General features: G+C 65.9%; 15 protein-coding genes. 7 read left to right on the forward strand and 8 right to left on the reverse strand.

From position 1 onward, the window contains the following. Window positions 1-174 precede the first annotated feature (174 nt). Both G481_RS0107670 and purU read left to right on the forward strand, forming a co-directional pair. Entirely contained in the window at window positions 175-1,767 is a 1,593-nt protein-coding gene (locus tag G481_RS0107670) for a CHASE domain-containing protein (protein ID WP_028029508.1), read from the forward strand. An 80-nt stretch (window positions 1,768-1,847) separates the two neighbouring features. Next, the gene (gene purU, locus G481_RS0107675) at window positions 1,848-2,741 is read left to right on the forward strand and encodes a formyltetrahydrofolate deformylase (RefSeq protein WP_028029509.1); all 894 of its coding nucleotides are present in this window, start codon (window positions 1,848-1,850) and stop codon (window positions 2,739-2,741) included. Window positions 2,742-2,863: 122 nt separating this feature from the next. Here the strand turns inward: purU and G481_RS0107680 are convergent, their stop codons facing one another. From G481_RS0107680 to argS, 7 genes are all read right to left on the reverse strand, one after another. Further along, on the reverse strand, window positions 2,864-4,171 hold the full coding sequence (locus G481_RS0107680) for a replication-associated recombination protein A (protein ID WP_028029510.1): 1,308 nt from the start codon (window positions 4,169-4,171) through the stop codon (window positions 2,864-2,866). A 180-nt stretch (window positions 4,172-4,351) separates the two neighbouring features. After that, window positions 4,352-4,564: a hypothetical protein gene (locus G481_RS0107685; RefSeq protein WP_028029511.1), complete on the reverse strand. Its 213-nt coding sequence runs from the start codon at window positions 4,562-4,564 to the stop codon at window positions 4,352-4,354. Between the two features lie 10 nt (window positions 4,565-4,574). Continuing rightward, window positions 4,575-5,168: an SMC-Scp complex subunit ScpB gene (gene scpB, locus G481_RS0107690; protein WP_154664553.1), complete on the reverse strand. Its 594-nt coding sequence runs from the start codon at window positions 5,166-5,168 to the stop codon at window positions 4,575-4,577. A 44-nt stretch (window positions 5,169-5,212) separates the two neighbouring features. After that, window positions 5,213-6,010: a segregation and condensation protein A gene (locus tag G481_RS0107695; RefSeq protein ID WP_028029513.1), complete on the reverse strand. Its 798-nt coding sequence runs from the start codon at window positions 6,008-6,010 to the stop codon at window positions 5,213-5,215. Beyond that, window positions 6,003-7,004: a glycoside hydrolase family 3 N-terminal domain-containing protein gene (locus G481_RS0107700; RefSeq protein WP_028029514.1), complete on the reverse strand. Its 1,002-nt coding sequence runs from the start codon at window positions 7,002-7,004 to the stop codon at window positions 6,003-6,005. The genes G481_RS0107695 and G481_RS0107700 overlap by 8 nt, the downstream gene beginning before the upstream one ends. After that, entirely contained in the window at window positions 7,001-7,870 is an 870-nt protein-coding gene (locus tag G481_RS0107705; RefSeq protein WP_028029515.1) for an SPOR domain-containing protein, read from the reverse strand. Before G481_RS0107705 ends, G481_RS0107700 begins: the two co-directional genes overlap by 4 nt. An 89-nt stretch (window positions 7,871-7,959) precedes the next feature. Continuing rightward, a complete protein-coding gene (gene argS, locus G481_RS0107710; RefSeq protein WP_028029516.1) occupies window positions 7,960-9,693 on the reverse strand; it encodes an arginine--tRNA ligase in 1,734 nt (577 codons plus the stop codon). 343 nt (window positions 9,694-10,036) lie between these two features. Between argS and G481_RS0107715 the strand changes: the two genes are divergently transcribed. From G481_RS0107715 to G481_RS0107725, 3 genes are all read left to right on the forward strand, one after another. Further along, a complete protein-coding gene (locus G481_RS0107715) occupies window positions 10,037-10,993 on the forward strand; it encodes a Bug family tripartite tricarboxylate transporter substrate binding protein (RefSeq protein ID WP_154664548.1) in 957 nt (318 codons plus the stop codon). A gap of 69 nt (window positions 10,994-11,062) precedes the next feature. Then, entirely contained in the window at window positions 11,063-11,500 is a 438-nt protein-coding gene (locus tag G481_RS0107720) for a tripartite tricarboxylate transporter TctB family protein (RefSeq protein WP_051294378.1), read from the forward strand. A gap of 10 nt (window positions 11,501-11,510) precedes the next feature. Further along, window positions 11,511-13,010, forward strand: coding sequence for a tripartite tricarboxylate transporter permease (locus G481_RS0107725; protein ID WP_028029519.1), 1,500 nt, complete (start codon window positions 11,511-11,513; stop codon window positions 13,008-13,010). Here the strand turns inward: G481_RS0107725 and G481_RS0107730 are convergent, their stop codons facing one another. Continuing rightward, window positions 13,011-13,877 (reverse strand): SMP-30/gluconolactonase/LRE family protein, encoded by an 867-nt coding sequence (locus G481_RS0107730; RefSeq protein WP_035025418.1) that lies wholly within the window; start codon window positions 13,875-13,877, stop codon window positions 13,011-13,013. Between the two features lie 80 nt (window positions 13,878-13,957). Here G481_RS0107730 and G481_RS0107735 point away from each other — a divergent pair, with 80 nt between their 5' ends. Together G481_RS0107735 and G481_RS0107740 are read left to right on the forward strand one after the other, a co-directional pair. After that, on the forward strand, window positions 13,958-14,563 hold the full coding sequence (locus tag G481_RS0107735) for a TetR/AcrR family transcriptional regulator (protein ID WP_028029521.1): 606 nt from the start codon (window positions 13,958-13,960) through the stop codon (window positions 14,561-14,563). Between the two features lie 446 nt (window positions 14,564-15,009). Beyond that, complete coding sequence (locus G481_RS0107740; RefSeq protein WP_028029522.1) at window positions 15,010-15,780, forward strand: enoyl-CoA hydratase/isomerase family protein; 771 nt, start codon at window positions 15,010-15,012, stop codon at window positions 15,778-15,780. Window position 15,781 lies beyond the last annotated feature (1 nt).

Raw genomic sequence — 15,781 nt, forward strand, 5'->3', positions numbered from 1 at the left:
CACAAGAAGAAACGCAAGAAGCCCCCGTCGGGTTCCCGCCAAGCGGATTTTCGGACGTTTCCTTGCAAATCAGTCGGTTGCAAGACGAACACCCTTTTCACGCCGCACCGGGGCCGCTAGGGTCGCAAAGGTCGTCATGGCGCAGGGCGATGCGGCCCGAGGTCAGGTCAACACATGCTTCGGAAACTGCACGTTCCAGCCATCGCCTTTCTGGTCGCGGCCGCCGTCGGGGCCGTCACCACCCTGACCGTCCACCGTTTCGAGACCGCAAGGATCACCCAGGCGCTGGAACAGCAGCTGGCCGAGGTGGCGGATCGCGTCGGCGAGCGGATGGGCCAGATTTCGACCGTGCTGATCGCCACGCGGTCCTATCTGGGCACACGAACCGCTGACGATATCCCGCGCGAACGGTTTGCCCGTTATGTGGACGATCTGGCCCGGTCCGGGATGCTGGCAGGCGTTCACGGGCTGGGGCTTGCCCTTGTCGTGGACCACCAGACCGACGCCCGGATCGAAGAGCGGATCCGCCGCGACTATGGCCCCGATCGCGGCATCTGGCCGGCCGAGGCCGACCCCGCGATGCGCACCACAATCGCCCTGCTGGAACCCGCGGATGAACGCAACCTTGCCGCCATCGGCTATGACATGTTTTCCGAACCCGTGCGGCGCGCCGCCATGCGGGCCGCGATGGACAGCGGGGGTCCGACATTGTCGGGGCCGGTCGATCTGGTGCAGGAAATCACCCCCGACCGGCAGACCGGCGCGCTGATGTATCTTTACATGGACGGAACCGGCGGGGGGCAGCCGGGTTTCATCTATGCGCCGCTGCGCATGGGTCGGCTGTTCGAGGCGCTTGGCTATGGCGGCGTGAACGCCCTGGCCATCCGGGTGACCGATGCGGCCAGCCCCGACACCATCCTGTTCCAAAGCGCGGATTTCCCGGCACACGAGGCCGCCGGCACCACCGCCGCCCATCTGGAGACGACGATTGCCGGCCGCCAGTGGCGCTTCAGCGGGCGCCGGCACGAGGCCGCCAACCTGCTGATGCGCCGTCCGCTGACCCTGTTGTCAGCCGCCGCTTCGGTGCTGCTGTCGGTCCTGGTGGCGCTTGCGGTCCAGGGGATCGCCGCCTCGATCCGGCACAACCGCGACTTTGCCCTGGCCCAGCAGCGACGCCTGCAGGAAAAGGATCTGCACCTGCGCGAGATGTCGCACCGGCTGAAGAATTCGCTGGCCAGGGTTTCCGCCATGACACGGCAGGCGGCGCGGCAAGCCGAAAGCACCGAGGCCTTTGTCACCTCGATGACGCAGCGGCTGCATTCCATGGCACAGGCGCAGGATCTGCTGATCCGGTCCGCCACCGACGGGGCGGATCTGCGCAACCTGATTCAGGCCGAGTTGCAGCAGATCTATGGCGATGCCGATGCCATGGCACATATGACAGGCCCCGAAGTGCGGCTGAACGCGACCCAGACCCAGGCCATGGGGCTGACCGTGCACGAGCTGGCCACCAATGCCCTGAAATACGGCGCGGGTGCCGCGCCGGGGGGCACGCTGGCGATCAACTGGGCCATCCAGCGCGTCGGCAAGAGCCAGCGCCTGCGGCTGGTCTGGGCCGAGACGGCGGTCGATCCCGTCACGCCGCCCGAGCGCAAGGGCTTTGGCAGCCAGCTGATCGACAGCTGCATCCGGCTTGAGCTTGAAGGCACCATCGAGCGCAAGTTCGACCCGCATGGCCTGACAGTCACGATAACCTTTCCGCTGTAGCAGCGCACCGCATTGCGGCGTTGACCGCGCCGGGGCGCCTCCCTATCCATGCCCGGCAACAGATCCAACGGAATGCCGCCATGACATCGACCGCCGCCGCCGTCCTGACCATCCAGTGCGAATCCCGCCGCGGCATCGTGGCGGCCGTCTCGGGCTATCTGGCCGAACAGGGCTGCAACATCACGGATTCGGCGCAATACGACGATCCGGCGACTGGCAGGTTCTTTGCCCGCATCTCGTTCCACCCGGAAACCGGCGCCACCCTGCCCCAGCTGCGCGACGGCTTTGCCCCCATTGCCGGACGGTTCGGCATGGACTGGGCGATCCACGATGGCGCCGTTCCGGTCAAGGTGCTGCTGATGGTGTCGAACTTTGGCCACTGCCTGAACGATCTGCTGTATCGCTGGCGCATCGGCGCGCTGCCGGTGGATATCGTGGGGGTGGTGTCGAACCACCTGACCTATCAGAAGCTGGTGGTGAACCATGACATTCCGTTCCACCACATCAAGGTGACCAAGACCAACAAGCCCGAAGCCGAGGCGCGGCTTTTGTCGCTGGTCGAGGAGACCGGAACCGAGCTGGTGGTTCTGGCGCGCTACATGCAGATCCTGTCCGATGACATGTGCCGCATGATGTCGGGGCGCATCATCAACATCCACCATTCCTTCCTGCCCAGCTTCAAAGGGGCCAACCCCTATAAACAGGCCTTTGACCGCGGGGTGAAGCTGATCGGCGCGACCTCGCATTATGTAACCGCCGATCTGGACGAAGGCCCGATCATCGAACAGGACACGGTGCGCGTGACCCATGCGCAATCGCCCGAGGATTATGTCTCGCTGGGGCGCGAGGTGGAATCCTCGGTGCTGGCGCGGGCGGTTCATGCCCATATCCACCACCGGGTGTTCATCAACGGCAACAAGACGGTGGTGTTCCCGGCCTCGCCCGGGTCCTATGCGTCCGAGCGGATGGGCTGACCCTCTGGCCGTGCCGCGCGTGGCAGGCGTCGATTGGGTATTTGGGGCAAGATGATGCCAGGCGCGGCGCGGGATGTCCGGCCGGGAATGGGTATTTGCAGAAAGGTGAAAGGGCGGCCCGGTCAGCCGCCTTGCCGGCGGGCGCGCTGTTTGGCGAACCAGTCGAGGCGCTTGTGCAATTCACGCTCGAACCCGCGTTCGACCGGGGAATACAGCACCGGGCGCTTCATGCCTTCGGGGAAGTAGTCCTGGCCCGAGAACCCGTCTTCGGCATCGTGGTCATAGGCGTAACCGTCGCCATAGCCGAGACCCTTCATCATCTTCGTGGGCGCGTTCAGGATATGCTTGGGCGGCATCAGGCTGCCGCTGTCACGGGCCAGGGCGCGGGCAGCCTTGTAGGCGGCATAGGCTGCGTTCGACTTGGGGGCGAGTGCCAGGTAGATCACCGCATTGGCCAGCGCGAGTTCGCCCTCTGGGCTGCCCAGCCGCTCATAGGTCTGCCAGGCGTCCAGACACAGGCCCTGCGCCTGCGGGTCGGCCATGCCGATGTCTTCGACAGCCATGCGCGTCAGGCGGCGGGCCAGGAACCGCGGATCCTCGCCCCCTTCGAGCATGCGGGCGAACCAGTAAAGCGCCGCATCGGGATCGGATCCGCGCACCGATTTGTGCAGGGCCGAGATCAGGTTGTAATGTTCCTCGCCCGACTTGTCGTATTTCGCGGCGCGGCGCATCAGCCGGGTCGACAGGCCCTGACGGTCGAGCGGCGCGGTTTTCCACGCCGCCACCTGCTCGACAAGGTTGAGCAAGGCCCGGCCATCGCCATCGGCCATGTCCAGCAGGGCCTCGCGCGCCTCGGCCTTGAGAGGTAGGGCGCGGCCGAGTTCCTTTTCGGCCCGCTGCATCAGGCGTTCCAGATCGGCCAGGCTTAGCCGTTCCAGCACGATCACCTGAGCGCGCGAGAGCAGCGCGGCGTTCAGTTCAAAGGACGGGTTTTCGGTCGTGGCACCGACCAGGGTGATCGTGCCGTCTTCCATATGGGGCAAGAACCCGTCCTGCTGCGCCTTGTTGAAGCGGTGGATCTCGTCGACGAACAGCAAGGTGCCCCGGCCCTGGCCGCGGCGCAGGCGCGCGGCCTCGAAGACCTTGCGCAGCTCGGGGACGCCGGTGAAGATCGCGCTGATCTGGACAAAGGCCATCTGGCTGCCTTCGGCCAGCAAGCGCGCGATGGTGGTCTTGCCCACCCCCGGCGGACCCCACAGGATCAGGTTCGACAGGCTGCCCGCCGCCAGCATGGCGCCCAGCGGGCCATCCGGGGCCAGCACCTTTTCCTGACCGATCACCTCGGACAGATGCTTGGGCCGCAGCCTGTCGGCCAAGGGGCGCGGCGCCTCGGCGGATGGGCGGGGGACAGAGTCGAACAGGTCGGTCATGCCGCCAGAGTACGCCTGTGCCGAAGCCGCCGCCAGTGTCGCCGGTATCTACGGCCCGCGTCTTTCGACTTGTGAAAATATCCCTCTGGGGGATGCCGATTGTTCGCCGTTGGTTCAAGAACCAATCGGCACGGGGTGTGCCCCCCGCCATGCACTGACCGCGCGCGCACCGGCTAAGGTTCAGCGCCCCATCCGGCGCGAGATGCGCGCGGCGCGGCGGGCCAGCTTGACCGTCTCGCGCCCCTTACGAGCCATGTCGCGTTCGTGCTGGCTCATCTGGCTGGCCGGCTTGCCCTTGCCTGCCGCCATGTCGATCCCCTTGCGGATACCCCAGTTGGTCGCACGACGCAGGAACATGCGGCTGATCATGTTGATGATGCTGTCGAAATTCATGCCCTACTCCCTAATCCTCGAACATCTCGGCCTGGCCGGTGTCGGGTGTTTCCTCATCCGTCGCGGGCTCGACCCCCGGCATGGCGCGGGCGTCCAGCAGACCGGCGGCCCGCAGCTCGCGCAGCCCCGGCAGATCGCGCGGGGATTCAAGGCCGAAGTGGTCAAGGAACTGATCCGTCACGACAAAGGTGACCGGCCGGCCCGGCGACATGCGGCGCCGACCCAGCCGGATCCATTCCAGCTCCAGCAGCTGATCTATCGTGCCACGAGAGACGGCAACGCCGCGGATCTCCTCGATCTCGGCGCGGGTGACGGGTTGGTGATAGGCGACGATGGCCAGGGTCTCGATCGCTGCACGCGACAGCTTGCGCGTCTCCACCTGTTCCTTTTGCATCAGGTGGCCCAGATCGGGCGCGGTGCGAAAACACCAGCCTTCGCCCACCCGCATCAGGCGCACCCCGCGCCCCTCATAGCGGCGGCGCAGGTGGGCCAGCGCCTCGATCGGGTCGCAGCCGACGGGCATGCGGTTCGCCAGCTCCACCACCGTCACCGGATCGACGGCCGCGAACAGGATCGCCTCGACCATGCGCTCTTGCTCGCCCATGGGCGGGGCGGCGAACAGCGAGGGGGAATCGTCGGAACGGTCGGTCACTGGGGCTTCACCCGGATTCGCAGGGGCGCAAAGGTTTCGGACTGTTGTATCTGCACCGCCCCCTGTTTGGCGAGTTCCAGCGAAGCCGCGAAATGCGCCGCCGTGGCCGACCGGCGCCGCGTCGGATCACCCTTCCAGTCGTCGGGCAGGAATTCCATCAGCGTCACCCATTCGCCCGCATAGCCCAGAAGGCCGCGCAGCCGGTCCAGCGCCTGTTCCATCGTGTAGACGTTCTTGCGATCGAACGCATAGGGGCGGAATTCGTCGCGGGTGCGGATGCGGGCATAGGCCTGCATCAGATCCAGCAAGGTCGCCGTATAACGCACCTTGCGCACATGAGAGAATTTCTCGGGCGCGCCGCGCACGAAGAAATCGCGCCCCAGCTGATCGCGCGCCATCAGGTTGGCCGCCGCCTCGCGCATCGCCTGCAGACGTTCCAGCTGCCAGGCCAGGTGGGCGGCCAGATCCTCGGCGCTGGGGCCTTCTTCCTCGGGGTCGGGGGGCAGCAGCAGGCGGGATTTCAGAAAGGCCAGCCAGGCCGCCATCACCAGATAATCCGCCGCCAGTTCGATCCGAAGCGCGCGGGCATGTTCGACAAAGGCCAGATACTGTTCCGCAAGTTGCAGCACCGAGATGCGGCGCAGGTCCACCTTTTGCGTGCGCGAGAGGGTCAGCAGCAGGTCAAGCGGCCCCTCGAACCCGTCCACATCGACGATCAGCGCCTCGGCCGCCAGCCGTTCGGGCACCGACAGCGCCGGGCCTTCGGGAAAATCAAGCGACGGCTGTTCAGCCATGATGGGTGGCAAGGGGTCCGGTCATGGCGGAAAGGTCGGCGGCAAGGGCGGCAAAGTCAACGCTTTCCGGCATGCGGCGGGCGGCAAGGGCCTGTTCGCATCGGGCCAGCGCCGCCCCGGTCAGCAGACCCGCGCCTTCGGCGGCCTGGGCAAAGCCCTCGATCCCGTCGTTGCAGTGCAGGACCAGATCGCAGCCTGCCGCCACGGCCCCGGCGGCGCGGTCGCGGATCGGCCCGGTCAGCGCGCCCATGCCGATATCGTCGGTCATGATGGCACCGGCAAAGCCCCAGTCCTTACGCATCATCGCAAGCGCTGCGGGGTTCATGGTGGCCGGCAGATCGCCCAGGAACGGCAGGCGGATATGGGCGGTCATGCCAAGTGGCAGATCGGCCAGCGCCTTGAAGGGGGCGAAATCCGTCGTCTCCAGCGCTGCGCGGGGCTGGTCGATCAGCGGGGTTTCAAGGTGGCTGTCCTGGGTTGCCCGGCCATGGCCCGGCATGTGCTTCACCACTGGCAGAACACCGCCCGTCAGCAGCCCGTCGGCAAGCGCGCGGGCGTTCGCCGCAACCTCGGCCACCGTGGTCCCCATGCAGCGGCTGCGCAGAAAGGGGTGCGTTTCCGGCCAGGCCAGATCGGCACAGGGGGCAAAGTTGCCGTCGATCCCCACCGCGCGCAGTTCCGCCGCCAGCATCCGCCCGCGCAGATGAAAACTGGCCGGGCCAAAGCGGGCCTGATCCAGCGGCGGGGCATAGTCGTGCCAATGGGGCGCGCGCAGACGTTGCACCCGCCCGCCTTCCTGATCGACAAAGATCGGCGCATCCCGCCCCACCGCCGCGCGCAGATCGCCGGTCAGGCGGCGCAGCTGGTCCGGTGTTTCGACATTGCGGGCGAACAGCACAAAGCCCCAAGGCGCGGCATCGCGAAAGAACGCCGCCTCGGGGGCCCCAAGTTCAGCCCCCTGAACGCCCAGAATGCAGGCCGAAAGCTGGCTCACCGCACGGTGACCGGGTTGCAGCGCAGATCACCTGCCTCGATGGCGGAACAGAACCGTCGGCTGTCGTCCTCGGAGTCAAAGCCCTGGACGCGCAGGCGGTAGAACTGGCGTCCTGCGGCATTGGCGGGCTGGATGATGCGGTTCTTGCCCTCGAACAAGGCAGGATGCAGGGCGGCGACACGCGCCCATTCCTGACGCGCGCTGGCCATGTCGTCAAACGCGCCGATCTGCGCCAGCCGCGTTCCGGCGGTCAGGCTTGTCGGGTCGATCTCGGTGGCAACCGGCGCCTCGGCGGAAACCCGGGCGGCGTTGGTGATGATCCCGGCCACCTGGCCAGGACGCGGCATCGGGCGGGGCGATCGCTGGACGACATTGCCGGGCAGCGGGGGGCTATCGTCGGCCGCAACCGCATCCTCGGCGGCGATTTCCGCAGCCGCCTGGCGCGCCAGCTCCTCGGCCAGTGCAAGGGTGCGGGCCAAGGTATCGGCCTCGGTCGGCTGTTCGGGGGCAGCGGCGCCAATGCCTGGCGCATCGTCATCTTCCAGCCCCACCGGGGGTTCGGCCAGAACGATCTGGTCCGGCACCTCGCCCGCCGTGCCCTCGGCCGCGATGCGGTTGACCGACAGGCCGACATGCGCGGCGATCTTGCCGCCCGCATCGTCAGGGGCCACGCGCACCGGACCTTCCATCGCGATGATCACCGGCACGCCATTCGCATCGCGCACCGCCAGCCGATAGCCCCAGACCGCAACGCCCGCCACAAGTGCAAGCGTAGAGATCGCCCCGGCAATGTTCAAAAACCGGCTCATCGTCGCGCGGGGCGCATAAGCCCCGGCCACGAATTCATCGAAATTCGCTTCCGCCATGTCCTGCTCCGCCTGCGACGGGGCTGGCCCCGCCGGTCACGGGGTTTCCCCCGCGCTTGCCTGTGTCAGACCGGACGCGGCGCCTGTGATCAGCGCATTTCTTCGACCGGCTTGACGCCCAGAATAGCAAGACCGGCGCGAATGACAACGCCCGTGGCCCGGACAAGGGCGATTTTCGCCTGCGTTTGTGCCGGATCTTCCTGCACGAAACGCAACGAAAGCTCGTCATTGCCGCGATTCCACAGCCCGTGGAAGTCGGATGCCAGTTCATACAGGTAGAAGGCCACGCGGTGCGGTTCATTCGCGCGGGCGGCGATTTCCACCAGACGCGGCCATTCCGCCAGCTTGCCGACCAGCGCCAGCTCTGCCGGATGGGCGATCAGCGACAGATCGACCGCTGCATCATCCACCGCAACGCCCGCCTCGGCCGCCTTGCGCAGCACGGAATTCACCCGGGCATTGGCGTATTGCACATAAAAGACCGGGTTGTCCTTGGACTGTTCCAGCACCTTGTCGAAGTCGAAGTCCAGCGCGACATCGTTCTTGCGGGTCAGCATGATGAAGCGGGTGACATCGGCGCCCGCCAGTTCCACCACATCGCGCAGCGTGACAAAGGTGCCGGCGCGCTTGGACATCTTGAAGGGCTCGCCGTTCTTCCACAGCTTGACCAGCTGGATCAGCTTGATGTCCAGCGGCACCTTGCCCCCGGACAGCGCCGAAACCGCCGCCTTCATCCGTTTGACATAGCCGCCATGGTCGGCGCCGAAAATGTCGATCAGCTCGTCAAAGCCGCGTTTCACCTTGTCGTAGTGATAGGCGATGTCGGGGGCGAAATAGGTCCAGCTGCCATCCGATTTCATCACCGGGCGGTCCACGTCGTCACCATGCAGGGTGCTGCGGAACAGGGTCTGCTCGCGCGGCTCCCAATCCTCGGGGGTCTTGCCCTTGGGCGGCTCCAGCACGCCCTCATAGATCAGGCCCTTGTCGCGCAGTTCGGCCAGGGCGGCTTCGATCTTGCCGGTGCCATACAGCGATTTTTCGCTGGAATAGACATCCATCGCCACGCCCAGCGCCGCCAGATCCTCGCGGATCATCTGCATCATCATGTCGGTGGCAAACTCGCGCACGTCGGCCAGCCAGTCCTGTTCCGGCTTGTCCAGCAGGCTTGCGCCGTATTTCGCCTTCAGCGCCTCGCCCACCGGGATCAGGTAATCGCCGGGATACAGCCCTTCGCGGATCTCGGGCGACAGGCCATTGGCCTCTCGGTAGCGTTCAAAGGCGGATCGGGCCAGAACATCGACCTGCGCGCCGCCATCGTTGATGTAATATTCGCGCGTCACGTCCCAGCCGGCAAAGGCAAGCAGGTTCGACAGCGCATCGCCCACGACCGCCCCGCGCACATGGCCCACATGCATCGGGCCGGTCGGGTTGGCCGAGACGAATTCGACGTTGACCTTGCGGCCCTGCCCGATGGCCGAACGGCCATAATCGCCATCCGCCCTGAGGATCGCCGCGATCTGCGCCTGCCACACGGCGGGCGCCAGGCGCAGGTTCAGAAAGCCGGGGCCGGCCACTTCGGCGCTGGCGATGCGCGGATCGGCGGCCAGCCGGGCGGCCAGCGCATCCGCGATCACGCGGGGGGCCTTGCCAGCCGGTTTCGCCAGCACCATCGCGGCATTGGTGGCCATGTCGCCATGGGCCGGATCGCGCGGCGGTTCCACCGCGATATTGCCGCGGTCGAGACCGGCGGGCAGCGTTCCTTCGGCTTCCAGCGTGTCGAGCGCGGCCAGCACGGCGGCGCGAAATTCTTCGAACAGGTTCATGATCTGCTTCCTCGGGATGTGCGGGGTTTAACCCGAGGCAGGCGTCAGGGCAACGGGGCTTGCCTGCAAAGGCCGCAAGGGCGCCAGCCGACGATTTCCGCCGCCCCTTGGTGACCCGAGGGCAAGTTCACATATGTGATTGTCATTTTCATCGCGAAATCATGTGATTCCAATGACATGAGGGCCAGAGGCCCCTTGGGGGCCAGCCCTGTCGGACCTTGCCACATCACGCACCGCCCCTATCATCAACCGTGGGAGAAGGAGAGGCAGAACCACCCCGACATCGTGGGCCCCCGGCATATTGCCGCAGCGCCGTTCTGCCTGCATCAGTTTGGAGATCAAGATGAAAGCACCGCTTCTGGCGCTTGGCCTTGTCATGGCCGCAGCTGGCCTTGCCAAGGCCGAATATCCCGACCGCCCCGTCACCTGGATCGTGCCGTTCTCGGCCGGCGGCGTGACCGACATTTCCTCGCGCAAGCTGGCCGAGGTGCTGACCGAACAGCTTGGCCAGCCGGTGATCGTGACCAACAAGCCCGGCGCGGGCGGTCTGGTCGGCACCAAAGAGGCGCAAGGCGCGGCCCCCGATGGCTATACGGTGCTTTATGGATCCTCGGGTCCGTTCGGGATCATCCCCGCGCTTAGCCCGGAAAAGCTGACCTATGATCCGCTCAAGGATTTCGAGGTGATCCGGGGCGTCTCGGCCTCGCCGCAGATGATCGTGACCCATGCGGATGCGCCGTTCAGCACCATCGCGGAACTGGTGGATTACGCCAAGGCGAACCCCGGCAAGCTGAACTTCGGCTCGCCCGGCATCGGCACGGCCCAGCATCTGGCGGGCGAGCTGTTCAACAAGGCGACCGGCGCCGACATGACGCATGTGCCCTACAAGGCCGGCACCTCGCAGATGGTCGACCTGGCGTCGGGGGTTCTGGACCTGTCCTTCGAATATTCGCCGATCGTGAAGCCCTATGTCGAAGAGGGCAAGATGAAGATCCTTGGCACCACCGGGCGCGAGCGTATCGCCACCTATCCCGACGCGCAAACGGTGGTCGAGGCAGGCTATCCCGATGCGGTGAACATGGGCTGGACCTTCCTTGGCGTGCCCGCTGGCACCCCGGCCGAAATCCGCGCCAGGCTGGAAACCGCGATGAACGCGGTGATGGCGGATCAGCGTATCGCCGACATGATCCGCACTGGCGGGCAGATCGTCGTGCCCGCCGTGGGCGAGACCGAGGGCAAGGCCTTCATCCAGGCCGAAATCGCCAAGTTCAAGGCCGCCGGCGGCGCGGTTTCGAACTGACGCCCTGAACCGGGGACATGGCCGCGGGCCGATCGGCCCGCCGCCCATCTGATTGCAGGAGGGTGCGCGGTGCGACGCGATACCATCGTTGGCCTGACCTTTCTGGCCATTGCGGCGTTCTTCGCCTTTTTCGGCAGCCAGCTGACCATTGGCACCGCTGCCCGGATGAACGCGGGCTATGTGCCGGTGCTGGGGGCGGTGCTTCTGGGGGCGTTGGGCGCGGTAATCCTGGGGCAGGATCTGCTGCGGCGCACCCCCGAGCCGATCGCCCGCATCAACTGGCGCGGGCTGATCTGCGTGGCGGCGGGCATCCTGGTCTTTGCCTATACGCTGCGCCCGCTTGGCCTGCCGCTGGCGTCGGTGCTGCTGGTGCTGATCGGCTGTCTTGCCGAACGTCCGATTCGCCCAGTGCAGGCGCTGGCGCTGGGGGTGTTCCTGGCCGCCGCCTCCAGCCTGATCTTTGTGGGCGGGATCGGCCTGCAACTGCCGCTCTGGCCAACGCTGTAGGGGGCCGGGCATGGAACTGCTGGACCACGCAATCCTTGGGCTGACCACCGCCCTGACCTTTCAGAACCTGATCTATGCCTTTGTCGGCTGCCTTCTGGGGACGCTGATCGGCATTCTTCCGGGGCTGGGGCCGCTTGCGACCATCTCGATGCTGCTGCCGCTGACCTATTCGCTGGGGCCGACGGCCGCGCTGATCATGCTGGCGGGCATCTACTATGGCGCGCAATACGGCGGGTCGACCACGGCGATCATCGTCAACCTGCCTGGCGAAAGCTCTGCCGTAGTGACTGCGCTGGATGGCTATCAGATGGCCCGGCAAGGCAAGGCGGGGCTGGCGCTGGCGACGGCCGCCATCTCGTCCTTCATCGCGGGCACCTTTGCGACCGTGTTCATCATGCTGGCGGCCCGGCCGCTGGCCAATCTGGCCTTCAGCTTTGGCCCGGCGGAATACTTTGCCATGATGGTCGTCGGCCTGCTTCTGGCAACCGTCCTGTCGAATGCCCGCCTGCTCGAGAGCGTGGCCATGGTGCTGGTCGGCGTTCTGCTGTCCACCGTCGGAACCGATCTGACCTCGGGGGACGAGCGGTTCACCTTTGGCATCACCAAGCTGTTCGACGGCCTCGACTTCATCGTTCTGGCCATGGCCGTCTTCGGCTTTGCCGAGATCGTGCGCAACCTTGGCGAGGATGAGGACACGGTCACCGGCACCGCAAAGATCACCCGCCTGATGCCAACGCGGGCCGAGCTGAAGCAGATGCTGGCACCAGCCACGCGCGGCACAATGCTGGGATCCATCCTTGGCGTTCTGCCGGGGGGCGGGGCGGCGCTGGCCTCGTTCGCGTCGTATGCGCTGGAAAAGAGGGTCTCGCGCAACCCCGAACAGTTCGGCAAGGGCCATATGGCCGGCGTTGCCGGGCCCGAGGCTGCGAACAATGCTGCAGCCCAGACCAGCTTTATCCCGCTGCTGACGCTGGGGATGCCATCGAACGGGGTCATGGCCCTGATGATCGGTGCGATGATGATCCACGACATCACCCCCGGCCCGCGCGTGATGACCAGCGATCCGGCACTGGTCTGGGGCCTGATTGCCAGCATGTGGATCGGCAACCTGATCCTTGTGGTGCTGAACCTGCCGCTGGTCGGGTTGTGGGTGCGGCTGCTGGCCGTGCCCTACCGGCTGCTCTATCCTGCCATCATGCTGCTGTGCTGCATCGGGGCCTATTCGCTCAAGAACGACAGCTTCGAGGTGATGCTCTGCGCCGTCATGCTGCTGGGCGGCTATGCCATCGTGCTGCTGCGCCTGCCGCCTGCCCCGATGCTGATGGGCTTTGTCCTTGGCCCGATGCTGGAGGAAAACCTGCGCCGGGTCCTGCTGATCTCGCGCGGGGATTTCGCGGCGCTGGTCGGATCGCCCATTTCGATCGGGTTCTACCTGCTGGCCGCCGTGGCACTGCTGACGATGGCGCTGCCCAACCTGCGCCGCAAGCGCGAGGTTCTGGACGAGGACTGACTAACCGGCAAAGCGGCGCGCCGGAAGGCCCCGCCGCCCGTGCCCGGTGACGCACAGGACGGCACCGTCTAGCGGACCATCGGCCCTCAGCCGTCCGCTGTCGGAAATCGAGGCGACGAACATCTGGTCCAGCGCCTTGCCCCCAAAGCACAGCGCGGCGGGGTGCCGGACAGGCAGGTCGATCCGCTGGGTGACCCGCCCGTCCGCATCCAGCCGCACGACGGCGCCGGCATGGACAAGCGCAGTCCACAGCCCCCCCTGGTCGTCAAAGCAGCAACCATCGGGGGCCGAACCCAGCGGCGCCAGATCGGCAAAGGGTCGCGGATCCGACAAGGTGCCGTCCTGCGCAATCGCATGGCTGAAGATAAACTTTGCGGCACTATCGGCCAGATAGAGCCTGTTATCGGGCCCCACGCATGGCCCGTTCGCCACGCCGACCGCGGGGGCGACCTTGTGAAACGACAGATCGGGGGCAAGGCGGTAGATGCCGCCCAGCGGCGGCTCGCCCGGCTCGCGGAATATGTGCATCGTGCCGGTCAGAAAGCTGCCATCGGGCAACACCGTGCCATCGTTCAGCCGAAGGTTCGGGTGGCTGTCAGCAATCCGGCCGACGCTGCGACGGCTGCCGTCAGGGTCGATCAGCGCAACCTCTTCCTTCAGCGCGACGACGAACCCGCCCGCTTCGCGCACGGCAAAGGAACCCGCCGGGGCCGGAACCTCGGCCCGGACGGTGGGCGCGCCCTGCCCGTCCAGCGACAGGATCAGCCCCTTGCGGCAATCCATCATCCACAGCGCGCCACCATCCCAGCGCGGACATTCGCCCAGCGCGGCGCGAAAGGGACCAAACGGGGTGATCGTCACGGACATGCGGATTCCTTGCAGTTGTCGGGCTGCACCGGGTCGCATAAAGCAACCGATATCAGCGGTGAAAAGACTTTGGGGCGGGTATGCGGGCCGGGACCAGCGACAAGATCAACCACATTCTGGCGCAGGCTGCGGATCTGTTCGTGCTCAAGGGCTATGACGCGACATCCATGCGTGACATTGCGGAACGCGCGGGGGTGTCGAAATCGCTGCTCTATCACCACTTCACCGACAAGTATCAGATCTTCAGCCAGATCGCCGCCTCCTCGGGCATCGGCCTGAACGAAAGCGTGGCCGAGGCCATCGCAGGCGGCACGACCGCCACTGAAAAGCTGCGGTTGTTCATGGTGACGACGGCTGCCTTCTTCGAGGAAAACCGCCTGTCCTGGATCGCGGCATCGCAGGAATTCTGGTCCTCGAACGAGGCGCGCATGTCGCTCAAGGTCAAGCTGCGGCGGGATTCGTTCGAGCGGATGTTGCGCACGATCCTCGAGGATGGCGTCGCCAGCGGCGAATTCCAGATTGCCGATGTGCGGCTGGCGGGGCGGCTGATCCTGTCGTCGCTGAACTGGATGCATCGCTGGTATAACCCGGCAGGCAAGCGCCGCGCGCCCGAGATTGCCGAGGAATATTGCCGCATGATCGTGCAGGGCATCGGCAGCGGCCATCCGCTGCCGCCCTCGGCCTGAACCGGGCCAGATCGGTTCACCTGGAAAACCAGCGTGAAATGCAGGGCCGCAAGGACTTGGGCGATCCCGGTTTTTCCCCGGGGCCATGACCCGGCCGATCCACCGCGACGGCTGATTTCCCGAAACATGCCGCCCCCACAGCCGAGCGCCACCGGCGCCGAAATCCTGACCAGAAGGTCAGTCTTTTCCGACCGAACACCCTGACATTTCCCAAGGGTCTAGAAAGCTGCCCGCCGGCCCGTCAATTGACCAAGCCGAAGTCCGGCGCGCCAAAGGTCACGGAACAGGCAGGAAATAAACAAATAAATCAATTATATGGCGCATTTCCTGCAAAATGCGCAGGGAAGTTCTGCGCATCATGCAGCACCACGATACTTGCCGCATCCCCCTGCGCAAGGGTAGCCAAGTGTTCACTGACCGATCGGTCAGCCAAGGGGGGATACGCTATGGAAGACCAGTTCGTCCGTCTGGACGTGACCGATCATGTTGCTTTGGTGACGTTGGACCGGCCGCCGGTGAACGCCCTGAACCGCGTGATGCGGCGCCAGCTTGTTGCCACCTTCGACGCCATTTCCGAACGCGAGGACATTCGCTGCGCCGTGCTGACCGGCGCGGGCAAGGTGTTCTGTGCAGGTGCCGACCTGAAGGACCGCCCCAACGCGGATGTTGCGGGCGATTTCCTCGATCACAACCGCATCACGCGGGAAACCGGCAACTCGATCCGCGAATGCACCAAGCCGGTGATCGCCGCGATCAACGGCGCTGCGCTTGGCGCGGGCTTTGGCCTGGCTGCGGCCTGTGACATCCTTTACGCCTCGGAGGAAGCAACCGTCGGGATGCCGGAAATCAACGTCGGCCTTGCCGGTGGGGCCTCGATGCTGAAGACGGTGTTCGGCCGGTCCACCCTGCGGCGGATGTTCTTTACCGGCCAGCGCCTGACCGCCCAGGACCTGCTGAAACGCAATGTCATCGAGGACGTGCTGCCCTCTGACCGCCTGCTGCCGGTCTGCCTGGAGCTGGCGGCTGAAATCGCCTCCAAGGCGCCGCTGGCGATTGCCTATGCCAAGCGGGCGGCCAACATGGTCGACGTGATGCCCCAGCGCGATGCCTATCGGTTCGAGCAGGAATTCACCGTTGCCCTGTCCAGGACCGAAGATGCGCGCGAGGCCCGCATGGCCTTTCTGGAAAAGCGCAAACCCGTGTTCAAGGGGCGCTGAC

The sequence above is a fragment of the Gemmobacter nectariphilus DSM 15620 genome (assembly GCF_000429765.1).
GTDB classification, from domain to species: Bacteria; Pseudomonadota; Alphaproteobacteria; order Rhodobacterales; family Rhodobacteraceae; genus Wagnerdoeblera; species Wagnerdoeblera nectariphila.